The sequence below is a fragment of the Rhodococcus sp. USK13 genome (genome assembly GCF_018343855.1).
In the GTDB taxonomy this organism is placed as follows: Bacteria; Actinomycetota; Actinomycetes; order Mycobacteriales; family Mycobacteriaceae; genus Rhodococcus_F; species Rhodococcus_F oxybenzonivorans.
In genome coordinates this window covers 425748-439487 of sequence record NZ_CP069241.1, presented here as the reverse complement: position 1 = coordinate 439487, position 13740 = coordinate 425748, and the positions used below count along the sequence as shown (strand labels likewise).

Genomic DNA, 13740 nt, shown 5'->3' with positions numbered 1-13740 from the left:
CGAGACGTCGACCATGACCCGCTGAGGTGGGTCAACGACCCGCCACGGCTTCGGGCCGTAGACCGACTCCCATCGTTCGAACACACATTCGATCTTAACTGTTATCGTGATGGTCGCCGCTGGCGTCGCCCTCGGCTTCCACGCCGCGTCGGCGTTCTACCTGGCACGATAAACCCGACACCGCCTTTTCTGGGCGGTCAGAGCAACGAGGAGCCGTATATGGCATTGCCCGTCTTGACCCCCGAGCAGCGCGCGGTAGCACTGGAGAAGGCCGCGATAGCGCGGAAAGCACGGACCGAACTGCTGTCCGCGGTGAAGGCCGGTGACCTCACGGTCGCGGGCGTCCTCGCAAAGGCGGAGACGGACGAAATCGTCAAGAAGACCAAGGTGTCGGCCCTGGTGAAGGCCCTGCCTGGCGTCGGGAAGGTGCGGGCAACGCAGATCCTCGAGGAGCTGACGATCATTGACACCCGCAGGATCGGTGGCCTGGGTGCGAATCAGCGGCAAGCACTCCTCGACATCACCGCCTGACCCGGCAAAGGTCGGAATATCGCTGGCCGCGGGGCCGTTGAAGGACGCGATGGTGTTCGACCCCATGCCCCGGGGACCACATCAGAATCGTCGCTTCGAGCGACCACTTGCCGAGAGGCGCACTGGCGGGCACCGTCACCCGGGTCGGAACGAAAGCCGCTGACATCACCGGGTGCCGGCGGCTTCCCACGTCAGAGGCACTCGAAGTGTCAGGTGGGATCTTGCGTCCCCTGCATCAAGTTCGTCGATTCACACTGGCTGAACCCTCACGTCGACACGACGCGTCGAGCACAATCGACTGGGGTAAGCGTGGATCAGGCGTGCCCGGTAGTCCAGAGTATCGGTCGTGTTCAGGCCGCGCCCGGTTCAGCACGGAGCCGGCGCAGCCGCACCGTGCTGGAACGATCAGTGCGCTGCGTCGAACGCTTCCTGGATCTCGGCGGGGATCCGGCCGCGTGCGGACACTGCGTAGCCGTTCGCGGCCGCCCACTCCCGCACCTCTCGTGCCCGCGACCGGGACCGGGCCGAGCCGGCCTTTGCGGTCGGGCGGCGCTTGTGGCTCCCGATTTTGGTGGCATGTTCGATGTAAAAGTCCATCGTCTTGAGGAATTCGCGGGCGTTCTTCGTCTTGAGGTCGATCTCGTAGTCAACACCGTTCACCGAGAACGTGATGTGCTCGCCCTCACCGGCCTCGATGACACTGCCGTCGAGGTCGTCGACCAGCTCCACGACCATTTTCCGCGCCACGTGTGCACTCCTTCTGCTTCCGGTTACAGCCACGCAGACTCTACTGCCCAGGCGACGGAATGCCACCGGCTTCATTGTCGCGCAGGAAGTCAATCACCACGGATAACGGCTCGTCGGGGCGGACAATCAGCGGATGAGTGATCCCGACCGGGGGCTGATTGCTCCGATGTTGGCGACCCTGGGCGCTCCGCCAGAGGGTGAATCGAGTGGGTCGTGGGCGGCGGAGATTAAGTACGACGGCTGCCGATTGCTGGCATCGACCGGTGGCCACCGTGTTCCGGTTCTGTGGGCCCGGAATCTGAACGTGGTGACATCGTCGTATCCGGAACTGGTCGAGGCCTTGGCCGACGCTGTCGGCGGCCGCCGCCGGGTCGTGCTGGATGGGGAGGTTGTGGCGTTGGGACCCGATGGGCGGCCCTCGTTCGGCCGTCTGCAACGCCGCATGAACATGGTGCGCCCGTCGGCGGTGTTGCGCCGCCTGGTCATCGTCAACTTTTTCGTGTTCGACCTGCTTGTTCTGAATGGGAAGGATTTGATGTCGGCGCCGTATCTCGATCGGCGGGCGGCGCTCGCCGAGCTCGTCCCGGCCCACGGTGTGGGTCTGCCGGTGCAGGCACCTCCGCATTGGCTCGGGCTGAGCGGGGAGACCATGCTCGGTGTGGCCCGCGAGACCGGGATGGAGGGTGTGGTTTTCAAGAAGGTCTCATCGATCTATCTGCCGGGCAGGCGAACTCGGTCGTGGGTGAAGACACTCATTCGACAGCGAATGTCCGCCGTCGTCATCGCGTGGGTCGCTGGCGGTGGGGCGCAGCGGAACGTGGTGGGCTCTCTCGTCCTGGGCGCCTATGACGACGAGGGGGTCTTGAGGTACATCGGTCAGGTCGGGACCGGATTTACTGCTTCGATGCGCCGGCAGCTGCGCGACCAACTCGGGGAACTCGAGCGCCCGACCAGTCCCATTCCCTCCACGTCAGCACATACTGACGCCCCTCGTGGTGTGCACTGGGTCGAGCCTCGGGTGGTCGTCGACGTCGAGTTCCGCGAGTTCAGCGAGGGTGGTGGTCTGAGGCATTCGTCGTACAAAGGGCAGCGATCGGATATCCCACCGGAGGACGCCACCCTGCCCGAGCAGCGCTGACGGGCAGGCCATCAGCTCGAGTAGTCGCCACTGGTGGGTCTGGGAGAATGAGGCTCTCCGAGCTAGTGGATCATGTGGTCGCCGGGGAGAGAGTAAGGCATGGCGTATGACTGAGAATCCGGCAACTCCCGCTGCTGTGACGATCGGCGACACGGTACGGCTTCACCCTCAAGGGGTCTCGCGGTTCAAGGTCCTCAGTATCGAGGACGGCTGAGCACTCATCGAGGCCGTGGTGCAAAGCCCAGGCACCTACCGTTCAGCGTCGAGGTGAAATATCTCGTCCCGGCCGATTCCTAGCGCCCACATCTTCGCTGGCCCCCGCATCAGGCCTGTCTGTCACGCGCCCGGGCCATCCGATCGGCCAAGCGGTACACCGCCCGCTCGTCGGGGATACCGACCATCCTGGCGCGCTCGTGGGCCGCACGGAACGCCGTGACCTCCGAATTCCCGCTGGCGGTCTCGGTGCTGGAACGCCCGGCGTGCCTCGGCCAGGTCCTCGACGACCAACCACTGGAAGCGATCTAGCGTGGCGGCGATCTCGGCCATCCGCGCCCGCCGTGCTCGAGCTGTGCGCCACCGGTCGGCCAGGGACGACCCGAACAGCAGCGCATCAAGGACGGCGCCGCGGAACTCGCTGATCACGGGGCGGCCGTTCCCTCATCACCGGCCACGCTAGACACAGTCCGTCCACTTCGTGTCTGGGCTTCCCGCAAGGTCGCGCGGGCGAGCATTTGCTCCATCTGGGGCCACCCGAACCGGAGATCGGCCGCGATCATCCCCGCGCGGGTATCCAAGTCGCGCTCGAACGCAGTGAAGACCATCCTCGCCGCCGGTGCGAGAACATCGTGTTCAACGGCGTGCACGGTCTCGCTCGGCCAGCGTTCCTCGCTGCCTGTTGTGTCGGGTTCTCCGAAAAGCTCGGTCAGTCGGTGCCGAACGTAACCGATCTGTTCGAGTTCGGTCGCGGTGTAAAACTCGGTCAAAGTTCCCCTCGTGCGTTGTCGGTGCCTTGTTCAGGCTCTCGGGCTTTCCCCAGCTGCGTAAGATTTTGGCTTGGCACCCACAAGACTCCGCCTGGCCCTCGGATGAAAAGCTTTAGACTCGATGCAGTGCCGCAGTTCGTGGCAGTTGCGGATGAAGGAGTACTAGAACATGGGCGACGGCTCCTCTGATGTCCCGCTGCAGGCGCTGACCGATGGTGAACCTGAACGTCACGACCTCTTTTTCGGTATCGTCGCACCGATCGGATCCAGTCGTGAAGAGGTGATCAAGCAGCTTCGTCTTCATCTTCTCCCTTACGACTACGACATGAAGCACGTCCATCTTGCTGGCTTGTTAGACGATCTGCCTGGCAAAGGGGACGCAGAGTCGCTCCCGGGTCGCGACGACCCTAACTATTACAAGGCGCACATGGACGCCGGCGACGCGTTGAGGAAATCCGCTGGTGACGAGAGTGCCGTGGCAGCGCTTGCTGTGGCGCGCGTTGCCGAGATGCGCGGCGCGGCGTCGGCAGGTGAGCCACAAAAGCCAGTTGCGTACGTATTCGACAGCCTCAAGCACCCCCGGGAAGCGCAGTTGCTACGCAATGTCTATGGGCCGGGATTCTGGCTGGTCTCGATTGTTCAAGATATCGAGGAACGGGAACATAATTTAGGAGAGGCCCGCGCAGCACAACGTGGTCAGTTCAGTAGTGAATCTGATTCAGAACTTTTTGAGCTGATGCGCCGAGACGAAGCTGACCCAGTAGCCGAGCATGGTCAGCAGGTCCGGGACGTATTCTCCGCGGCCGACTTCTTCTTACCGGTGAAGAGAGGCGCGATGTGGACTCGGCACATCGAGCGCTTCCTGGATGGAGTCTTTGACGCTCCGTTCGTGACGCCTGCAGCAGATGAAGAGGCGATGAGGTACGCCCAGGCGGCCGCTCTACGCTCGGCGGCGCTTGGACGACAGGTCGGCGCGGCCATTGTTCCTGTGTCCGGTGACCCATACCTTCTGGGAACCAATGAAGTTCCGAAGCCTGGTGGTGGGCAATTCCGTGAAGGTGATTCTCCAGATTTCCGTGACTTTAGAACTGGGTACGACCCTAACCCTACCTATGTCGATCGGCTCCTTGTGGAGGTTTTCGAACGCCTCGCAAAAGCGGAATTCTTCTCCAGTGATCGAAATAAGCTCGGTGGTGCGAAAGTTTTAGAGGAGGCAAGAAAAAAGAGGGACGACCAGCCCGCAGTATTAGATAACACACGCGCCAAGTCGCTTATCGAGTTCACACGCTGCCTGCATGCCGAGCAGGCCGCCATCGTTAGTGCAGCACGAACGGGCGTCGCTTTAGCTGGTTCTTCCTTGTACACAACGACTTTTCCATGCCACGAATGCACAAAATTCATTGTTGGGGCGGGAATCAAACAAGTCCAGTACATCGAGCCATACCCAAAGAGTATGGCAGGTGAACTGTATCGGGACCTCATCGATGCGTTGCCACCGATGGCGAAAGACTCAGACCCGAAAGAGATGGAACGGATACCGTTTCGGCCCTTCATCGGCTTCGGACCCGGTCGATACGATGAGGTTTTCGCAGCAGGTAAACGAAAAGAGGGGCGACAGGTTGCAGAGCAGAACAAGCTCGAGGCGTGCCCGATTGGACGCGGATGGAACGGAGTCGGCGTCAGAAACAAAGAAGACCAGGTTGTGACTGCGATCGCAAACATCACAGGTCAGCCGATACAACGGCCTCAACAAGCGAGTGAACCTACCAGCAGCGACACCGCTGAGGACCCCTCATCCAGAACTGGAACTGTCGGTCAGTGAAGCTAGTCTGATGGCGAACAGAAAGGTGCGTATCGAATGAGCGAAGAGCGAGGGCAATGGCTGACCGCGCAGATCTCGGTCTCGGCACATCGCCTGATGAACACCTCACCGGCCCTACTCTCACCGGCGGGCCGTTCTCTACGGGAAACGGCTGCCGCCTGGGTAGCGCAAGAGCAACAGGTGACGGTCACCCAACACGCCACACCCGCTCTCCGGGTCGTTGCAACCGAGGCAAAGGACAAAAACGTCGATCTGCAGACGCAACTACCATTGCTGGGCACATTGTCAGATCACTGACCTCAGGTTGTCGGTCCGCATCTGCCGCTCGTTCGTCTCTGAGCCGGGTGTAGGTAGAGTTCACGCTCAGCCCGACGCCCGCCCGGTGTAGCTGTCAGCCCCAAGGGCGGTAGCGATACCCCAGCACCGAGACCGAGACCTCCTCGAACAATGGGCATCAGTCATCGTGTCGTATCAGCCGCCAACCGCGGTGTGCGGCCGCGTAACCTGCGGCGGCACCGAGGATCGCGCTGACAACCAGGCCGGCCATCAGGAACGGGAGGGGATCCGCCGATTCCATGCGCCCACCGCTGGACCCTTCACCGACATAACCCACGGTGAACCGCACCGGGTACGACAACCACCAGGCGAACAGGCCAGTACACACCAGGCCTGCCCCGAGGCCGAGGGCCGTTCCGATCAGTATCAGTCTCCGCACAAGATCAACTTCGTGATTGCCAGCCGAGTTGTTACCGGGCCCGCCGTCCCGGACGCCGTCCGAACCGTCTCCTCCGCCCGTCTCCGTCCCCACCTGCACCAACCAACCTGGGGCACTCCGAAACCGCGCTCTGCAGAGCAAAAAGTATGTTGAACAGGGGTATCGCTGGCGACGCTGTGTAGATGTTTCTTTCAGCAGTCACCCCGCACAAACCATGAGTGAAACGGAGCGGTTACTACCGGGTCCGCTTTCTGTAGGTTCCATTGCCGCGTGTTGTTGCTTCTTCGCCATGATGGAAGCGTCGATACGGCAGCGCAGGGTTTCGTCGTCCAGGCGTGGACTGTCGACCCGGCCACCACCGCCAGCTCGGATCCGATGCGGATGTGGGCAGACTTATTGACCACCGATCCGTCGTCACGGCACGCCAGGTCGCGCCCAGCGGCGATAACCTGAGCCATGGCGTCATCGCGATCGGACGCTTCCGCTGCACCACCGATGTCCGCGGAATCTCCAGATCCCAAAACGACACGAACCACTCCACAACCGCTCCCTCATCCACCCTTCTTGAGTGAACTGTATGAGTCATCGGCGTCCAGCATGCAACGCGGCGCCCGCCCACACGCAATGCGCAGGTCATCGCCGGCGTTGTGATGGTGTTGCATCTGCATTGCGGTCCACACGCCGATTGTCTGTTGCATCCGAATCGGGCGCCCGCGTTGCCAACCTCGTACTGTCGGCGTTGCGTTGCCGCAACCGGGCGTTGCGCTGCCGACCTCGTCTGGTTGGTCTGCAACGTCGGGCTGTGTCGCGGTCAGAGTCGCTGGGTGTTGCGGCGTTCGGAATTTGGTGGGTGCGGCCCACCTCGTTCTGCCCGCCTCGTTCTGCTGGTCGGGTCGTCTCCCCGTTTGAGCCGGGGAGTACGAACTGGCTTTCGCCGCCTTTCCGGGGGCGGGTGCTCAGGGTGCCCCGACCAATGTGTACTGCGGATCGAGCGTTGCCGCATTGCGGCCGTCCGCCATCTCCTCGAGCTCCGGCAACGGGGGGGTTCGGAACCCGGCGTCGACCGCTCGTTGCGCAACCTTGTCGAATCGGCGCATTGCGGTGCTTGCGGCCTTGGCCCGCGTGAGTGTGGCGATTTCCGCGTAGCTGTGTTGTTCGAGGATTCGCAGTCGGGCCGTCTCTTTCACTACGGGCTCGAAGTCGGCGCAGGTGTCGATGAAGTCGAGGAGGTTCTCGATGGTCTGGGCCTCGTCCGGCAACACGAATGGCTCTTGCGAGTCCTCCGGCGCATTGCCGACCTTGAGTGCATCGTCATTGCGCTTGCTCAGTGCGCTGGGCGCAATGTGCTCCTCGGTGAGGGTCGCAACGTCGGTGAGGTCATCGGGGTTCGCCTCGGTTGGTTGCGTGGCATCCGCAACGCCGGTGAAACCATCATGTCCGGTAGCTGCCTTACGGCTGTCGTCGAGTGCCGAGGAGTCGTCTGTCCTTGCAACGTCGGCGAACTGCGCAACGGCCTGAGCAATGCGCGGCGCAACGTTCGGGTCCGCCGCAACGTCGGGGGCCTGCGCAATGCTCGGGTCCGGCGCAACGTCGGGATGCCGCGCAACGTCGGGGGCCTGCGCAATGCTCGGGGCAACGAAGGCCGCAATATGGCGGCCGTTGCGTGTGGGTGCCTGCATCGCCTCGAGCACCGCCGTCGTGTCGTCGGGCGTGATGTCCTCGTCGTCTCGCTGTTTTCGGATCACCGCGGTGTACTCGGTATGGGCGGTGCCAATGGCTTTGATGAGGATTCCGACGCCGTGGGTGAAGGCCAGGACCAGAAGTGGCGGTATGACTGCAATGAGTGAGGCGCCGGTTGGGGTCAGTGGGGTGTATCCCAGGTCGATGCCGGCTGCAACGCTTCGTGCGGCGGCTTCCCCGGCGCGGTAGGCGTGGTAGGCGTTGCCGAAGACGCTGATGAAGACGACGACGACTGCGAGCCAGAGGAAGAAGTGCTTGCCTGTGGCGCTGCCGTTGATTTTGCTTAGCGCAACGATGGCGATCGTTGCGCCGAGGATTGCGCCGTCGACGATGGCGGGGAAGATCCAGGTGAGGTAGTGCGGGATTCCGGCCTGCATTGCGAGGTCGCGTTGCACGGCGAACGAGAGTACGAACGCTCCGGTGGTGATGCCGACCGCAATGGCGATGGCAACGATTAGGGCGGCAATCAGGGCGCGGAGCTGGATTCGTGCTGCTCGGATACTAAGGTCGTTCATGATCGGGTGTCCTTTCACGGGGTCCCGGTCCACGAGGCCCCCGCCGGCGCAATCGGCGGGGGCTTCCTTGTGTTGGTGCGGCCAGTGCGTCGTGGTGGGCATACCTCGAACCACGAGCGCTCACCTAGCACGGATAGCTAGTGTTGCTATTGGTGCTAGCAGCCGTTGTTGTTCAGGTACTCGATGAGCGCGGCGTCGGTGACTGACGAGATGGTGATGCTCCGGTCCCCGGTCTCGTAGCGCAGCTTGTCCACACCGCGCGTCAGGCGAGCCTTGGTCGAGGGCCGCACCCGTACGTTGTGTTGTTCGCTGAGTTTCTCGACAGCCGATGCCGCCTCGGGTGCAGGAGACAAGACTGGCGTGACGGGCGCGTCGGCGACAGATCTGATGGTCGATTCGGTCGGAAGTTGCGTCGGCTTCTCGTCGACGGCGGCCGGGGTGGGGTCTTTGACGACCCGGGGGCGCTCAGGAAGATCTGCGGCAGGGTGCGCGGGCCTGCGGATAGCGGGTTCACGTTGGACGCTCATACGGTCGCTCCTGCGGTCTTGATGGGTAGTTCGCTGAGTAGGTCGGTGTAGGCGAGCTGCAATGACAGCGATTTCCCGCCGGTGAACTTGTGGATCGGAGTGCGCGCGCTGTGTGCGTCCTGCCGAGTGGCGTATTCCGGGATGGTTGTGCGCGCGACGAGGTCGCCGTAGACCTCGCGCAGTTCGCTCTCCCGGAATCGGTGCTCGCCTGTCCCCCGCTGTCGGCTGAGGACGATCTTGTCGACAGCCAGGTTCGGGTTGGGGCGTCGCTGGACGTTCTCGACGGTTTCGAAGAGTTTGGTGACGCCTTGAACGCTGTCGATGGTGGGCTCGGTCACTGCAATGACCCCGTCCACTGCGCAGAAAACGGCGAAGAGGAGTTTGCCGAGCGACGGTGGGCAGTCGAAGAGGACTGCGTCATAGGCGGAGAGGTCGAGGCCCTCGAACGCGATGTCGAGGCGGAAGATGAGGTCGTTGGCCCCATCCGACTCGATGTTCGCGAGCGTCTGGTCGGCCGGGATCAGATCGACGCCGTCCCATGGGGTGGCGATGACGGCGTCGATCGCCGTGCCCGACTCGGTTCGGCTCATCAGGTCGTAGGTTGTCAGCATCTCGTCGGTGATGGTGACGCCCACGCCGTTGGTGGCGTTACCCTGGGGGTCGACGTCGACAATGAGGACGTGTCCGCCGGCGTTGCTTATTGCGCTCGCGAGACCGAGGGTTGTGGCGGTCTTGCCCACTCCCCCTTTCTGATTGCAGATCGCGCATTTGCGTTCATGACTCCTCTTGGGGAACACCGCAGGTGGCCGGCCGCCGGGCAGGCGCCATCCCCTCCGCGGCCGATCAGCCCAACGGGTTCGTGGCCACCGCCATGGGTCTTCCGATATCCGCCGTCCTTGTCCCGCGTACACCCCCATGTAGTCCGTTTTTCCGCTCACGTGTCACGCCAGGACTCGACCGTGTTGCGGCAGGGATATCCTCGCGGGACGGGTTCTGTCACCTGGTTCGAATGTGATGGGTGTCGTCGGTGTACCGGTCGCATTCATCAACGTCACCATGCACCCCCGCTGTCGAGATGTCGTTGATGGAGCGAAACTCGTTGGCTCTCGACAAGTGCGTCGCGGCCGATGCAACCCCGAGTAAGGCCCTTAGGTCGGTGCCCGACGTGGAAGCCGTCGCGGCCGTCTTCCTGGTGGGGGCAGGTGTAAATCGACAGGCCGCGCCGCTTGTCGTGTTGTGTGCGGGCGGCGCGTGCATCCTTTCGGCTGAAATAGGTGCGTTTGTTGCAGTGTTGGCAGGTCGCCCAGCGCGCGGTAGGGCGATGTGCTCGAGGGGCCACTTCTTGGTGCTCCTATTCGACTGGGGACGCTGCCGGGGATGGTCAGGCGGCGCGGGTGATCTGCAGGTTCAGCCAATCGGAGACCCACTCGATGGCATTGCGGCCGGCGTTGTCGACGACCAGGGTGTGGTAGCTCTGGTGGGCTCCGGAGGCGAAGAAGCTGGCCGCGTTCAGGCCCTCCCCGACGACCGCGGCGAGATCCTCGGCTCCCTGCGATTGCGCCATCGTCGATACCGATCCGGCGAGTCCTTGCAGGTCGAGGTTTTGCGCTTGCGTGGTGATCGCGTTTCCCACCGGGTTGGCGTGCTTGCCAAGTAGTGCGGGGTCGGTCTTGGTGGCTGTGCCGGTGAGCATGTTCGCGGCCACCGAGGCGAGTTCGAGTCCGAGGGGGATCAACGCCGCGGTCTGCGCCGCGGCACCAACCGGGTCGGGTAGCACTCCGGGCGGGGGGAAGAGTTTGTCCGCGGCGGCCCACGCGATTTCCTGGGCCTGACCGGCGATGTTGGCCAGCTTGATCACGTCGACGTTGCCGAGGATGCTGGTGACCAGTGCTGCGATCTGGGTGTAGCCGGACGGGTCCGGGATGATCGAGAGGATCTGGGAGATCCACTTCAGGTCGACACCGGCGGCCATCTTCACCAGGGGTTCGAACTGCACGTTCAGTTCCCGGGCGGCGTCCCGGGCGCCGCGGACATCGCCGGCGGCGATCTTCTGCGGGAGCACGATCAGGTTGTGCAGGATTGTCGGGATGTCGAGGGCAGTGATGCCGGTGACGACGCCCAGGGCTTGGTCGACGACGACTGTCGGTTTGAGGACCGATAACACGCTCGACGCGGTCGACAGGGCATCTGCGGGTGTGGTTGCCACAGGGGCTATCTGGCTACCGAGTGACGCGGCGGTGGTGGAGAGCTGGGAGATTTGAGGGTCGGTGGGGGGAAGCGTGGTGGTGCCACGATTCGAGAGGTTGGCCGCGGTGTTCGCGATGGTGGCCACCGAGTCCAGTGCACCGGTCAGGTCCGCGTGGCTGGCCGTGGTGAGGACCTGCGCGGCCGCGTTTTCCGGTGTGCCGGCCGGGGCTGCGGCAAGACCCTTGGTGGCGGCACTGTTTGCAGCTCCGGACTGGAGCAGCTCGGCCAGCGGGCGAAGGGTCTTGGCCAGCGTGGTCGCAGTGTTCGCGACCTCCGCGACATCGACCGAGCCGCCGGTGTCGATGCCGGAGAGTTGCTTTCCGAGCGCGTCCAGATTCGATCCGAGACCGGGCAGGTCGGCGTGGGTGAAATCGGAGGTCAGTGCGGTGGCGACTGCCGCGTTACCACCTCCCGCGCCGGCACCAGTGGTACCCGGGGTTTTCGACAGGATCGATCCGAGCGATCCGAGGAACGGGTTGGCACCCTTGTGGATCGAGCAGTACAGGTCTTTCGGATCACAGATCGAGGCGACCCGCCCCGACAGCTTGCCCATGCCCTGTTCCCTGGGACCGGCGATCCCCTCCCCGGAGGTTTTCGGTCCGACCGTCGCGGCGCCCTTCGTGCCGGCACCGGGATCGGCGAGCAGTGCCACACCGAGGACCCGGTCCGCGTCGATCGGTCCTTGATCGTTTCCGATTGCCGACGCGAGATCGCCGGCTGCATCGGAACCTTGGGAGTATCCGGTGATGGTGATCTTCGCTTCCGGGCATCTGTCGGCGTAGTTCTTCAGCACGGCGGTGGCCCTGCTGACTGCGTCGGCTTTGCTGTCGGCGTAGGTGTGCCCGTTGTCGAACGCGCGCGCCATGTACGGCACGGTGTATACCTGCGCGCGGGCACCGTTCTTCGCCTTGATCGCCTCGGCGACGGGGGCCAGCATCCCCACCGGCTGTTGCGGGTCGGCGTTCTCGTTGGTCTCCCACGTGCCAGGGATGAACAGGTTGAACGTCGCCGAGCAACTGGCCGGCTCGGCTTGCGCGATCGCGGATCCTGAGATGAGCGCGGTACCGCATAAGAGTGCGGTGGTGGTGATCGCCGCGATCCCACCTCTGGCTGACCGTGCCATCTTCGGACTCCTATCGCGCTGCAACCGAGGGTTTTCCGGCTGTCAGTGTCCGGTAGCGGTCCTTCTACCAGCGACGACCCCCGCACGCGGTCGGGCGTGTCGAAAGTTGTGATCAGGGCTGCAGTTGTATGGCTCCGGCGTGCACGGTGGGTACTCGAGCCACGAGATGTGGGACAGATGAGTTGCCTTGACAACCGCCGCAGTGGGGTCAGAAAGCGTCGCGGACGACCGTGACATCCGGCAGACCGTAGCGCTAATGAGAGAAACGGAGACCCCCACAGAAGCGCACAGTGTATCCGGGTGTGATTACCTCAGGATGCGCGCAGCGAAGGCCAGCGATTCAGGCATGGCGGCGGTCAAGCTGGCGGAATGGTCCACATCGGAGAGCTGCTGGTACTCGGCGTCGACACCGTTCGAACGCATCTCGCCCAGTTGCGCCCAGGTCAGTGGGATCGGCACGGTGGTGTCGATGAGGCTGTGCACGAGTCGGATTGGGCGGTCGTATCGGCTGGTAGGTGCCTGCTGCATGTGGTGGAGCACTGCATGCAGATCGGGGCTGTCCAGGGGGGCGGTGAAAAGCTCCGCGATGGTGACCGGGTTGGCGCGCAGATACTCGTTCAGCTCGCTGCTGCAGGTCACCTTCGCCTTATCAATGAGCTCGATGCCGGTTGGGGTCAGACGGTGGCGGATGTCGAGCTGCGGGCGCTGGTCGTCGAGGCCGGCGAGGGTATAGAGAACGTAGTGGGTGATCCCCGCGTTCTGCACCGGTGGGAAACTCGGCCCAGCGAGCGGTAAGAGCTGGTCGAGGTGGGTCGGGGCGGCGACAGCGATGGCACCGCGGAAGTCGAGTTCAGGGCTTCGGGTGGTGGCCTGATGGGCGGCGAAGTAGGTGGCGTGGCCGCCTTGGGACAGGCCGGTAACGATCCATCGGTCGCTGAGTTGGTCGCCGTAGACCTGGTGGGCCGCGCGGACGATGTCGACGGCGTTAGCGCCGGCCGCGGGACCATCTGTGTAGGCATTGACTCCGTCGGTGCCGATCCCGGCGTAGTCGGTGGCCGCGACCGCGTAGCCGGCGGCCAGCCATTGTTCGATTGATGCGCGTTCGACCTCAGTGGATCCGGTGACCGACGGGGCGCAGGCATCGTCGATGCCAACGTTGCCGTGGGCGTATGACACGACCGGCCATCCCCCGGCCGGTGGTGGGCCCGGTGGCAGGAAGACTGATCCGGTGGATTCGCCAGGGTCGGTGGCGGTGCGCAGTGTGGAGTAGCGAATTCGGGTGCTGGTGTCGGCGGCGCCGGCAGGGAGCACCGCGGCGGCGAGGGGTTGCTCGGAGAGCACAGCCCCCGGCGCGTGTAGGTCGGCAGGTTCGGCTTGGGCTGATGCAGCGGTGGCGAGCGTCCCGCTCATCCATAGCGCGGCGACCAACCCCACTCGCCACGTGTTTGCACTCCGCGTAGAGCTCCTGACCATTGCCATCGACGGACCCCTCCCCCTTGTCTTTTGCGGTATCGGTCCCTGGCGGACCCGGACTGTAGCCGTTCTCACTGGCCGACCGGATCTCGAAACCCTGAGACGGACTGACCCCGATCGTGTTCCGAGACAGTCGACTATTTGCTGCGCGCGCAGGATGCTACCGGTTCGCCCCGGCG

12 protein-coding genes are annotated in these 13740 nt (G+C 63.7%); 4 read left to right on the top strand and 8 right to left on the bottom strand.

Features of this window, described 5'->3' with window-relative positions; genetic code table 11:
* Positions 1–219 precede the first annotated feature (219 nt).
* Positions 220–531 (top strand): integration host factor, actinobacterial type, encoded by a 312-nt coding sequence (gene mihF / locus JQT59_RS01995; protein ID WP_213571409.1) that lies wholly within the window; start codon positions 220–222, stop codon positions 529–531.
* A 405-nt stretch (positions 532–936) separates the two neighbouring features.
* On the opposite strand, the gene JQT59_RS01990 is transcribed toward mihF, so the two are convergent.
* Positions 937–1278 (bottom strand): histone-like nucleoid-structuring protein Lsr2, encoded by a 342-nt coding sequence (locus JQT59_RS01990; RefSeq protein ID WP_213571408.1) that lies wholly within the window; start codon positions 1276–1278, stop codon positions 937–939.
* Between the two features lie 133 nt (positions 1279–1411).
* Here JQT59_RS01990 and ligD point away from each other — a divergent pair, with 133 nt between their 5' ends.
* Complete coding sequence (gene ligD / locus JQT59_RS01985; RefSeq protein ID WP_249353617.1) at positions 1412–2416, top strand: non-homologous end-joining DNA ligase; 1005 nt, start codon at positions 1412–1414, stop codon at positions 2414–2416.
* Positions 2417–3054: 638 nt separating this feature from the next.
* On the opposite strand, the gene JQT59_RS01980 is transcribed toward ligD, so the two are convergent.
* Positions 3055–3399, bottom strand: coding sequence for a hypothetical protein (locus JQT59_RS01980; RefSeq protein WP_213571407.1), 345 nt, complete (start codon positions 3397–3399; stop codon positions 3055–3057).
* A gap of 169 nt (positions 3400–3568) precedes the next feature.
* Here JQT59_RS01980 and JQT59_RS01975 point away from each other — a divergent pair, with 169 nt between their 5' ends.
* On the top strand, positions 3569–5221 hold the full coding sequence (locus tag JQT59_RS01975; protein WP_213571406.1) for a cytidine/deoxycytidylate deaminase family protein: 1653 nt from the start codon (positions 3569–3571) through the stop codon (positions 5219–5221).
* Positions 5222–5257: 36 nt separating this feature from the next.
* Positions 5258–5518, top strand: coding sequence for a hypothetical protein (locus JQT59_RS01970; protein WP_213571405.1), 261 nt, complete (start codon positions 5258–5260; stop codon positions 5516–5518).
* Between the two features lie 157 nt (positions 5519–5675).
* Here the strand turns inward: JQT59_RS01970 and JQT59_RS01965 are convergent, their stop codons facing one another.
* From JQT59_RS01965 to JQT59_RS01940, 6 genes are all read right to left on the bottom strand, one after another.
* Positions 5676–5936 (bottom strand): hypothetical protein, encoded by a 261-nt coding sequence (locus JQT59_RS01965; protein ID WP_213571404.1) that lies wholly within the window; start codon positions 5934–5936, stop codon positions 5676–5678.
* Positions 5937–6892: 956 nt separating this feature from the next.
* Complete coding sequence (locus tag JQT59_RS01960; protein WP_213571403.1) at positions 6893–8191, bottom strand: DUF2637 domain-containing protein; 1299 nt, start codon at positions 8189–8191, stop codon at positions 6893–6895.
* 155 nt (positions 8192–8346) lie between these two features.
* The gene (locus tag JQT59_RS01955) at positions 8347–8718 is read right to left on the bottom strand and encodes a hypothetical protein (RefSeq protein ID WP_213571402.1); all 372 of its coding nucleotides are present in this window, start codon (positions 8716–8718) and stop codon (positions 8347–8349) included.
* Entirely contained in the window at positions 8715–9515 is an 801-nt protein-coding gene (locus JQT59_RS01950; RefSeq protein ID WP_213571401.1) for a ParA family protein, read from the bottom strand. Before JQT59_RS01950 ends, JQT59_RS01955 begins: the two co-directional genes overlap by 4 nt.
* Positions 9516–10099: 584 nt before the next feature.
* Positions 10100–12088: a cutinase family protein gene (locus tag JQT59_RS01945; protein WP_213571400.1), complete on the bottom strand. Its 1989-nt coding sequence runs from the start codon at positions 12086–12088 to the stop codon at positions 10100–10102.
* 306 nt (positions 12089–12394) lie between these two features.
* Positions 12395–13498 (bottom strand): alpha/beta hydrolase family protein, encoded by a 1104-nt coding sequence (locus JQT59_RS01940; protein ID WP_249353615.1) that lies wholly within the window; start codon positions 13496–13498, stop codon positions 12395–12397.
* Positions 13499–13740: the final 242 nt, after the last annotated feature.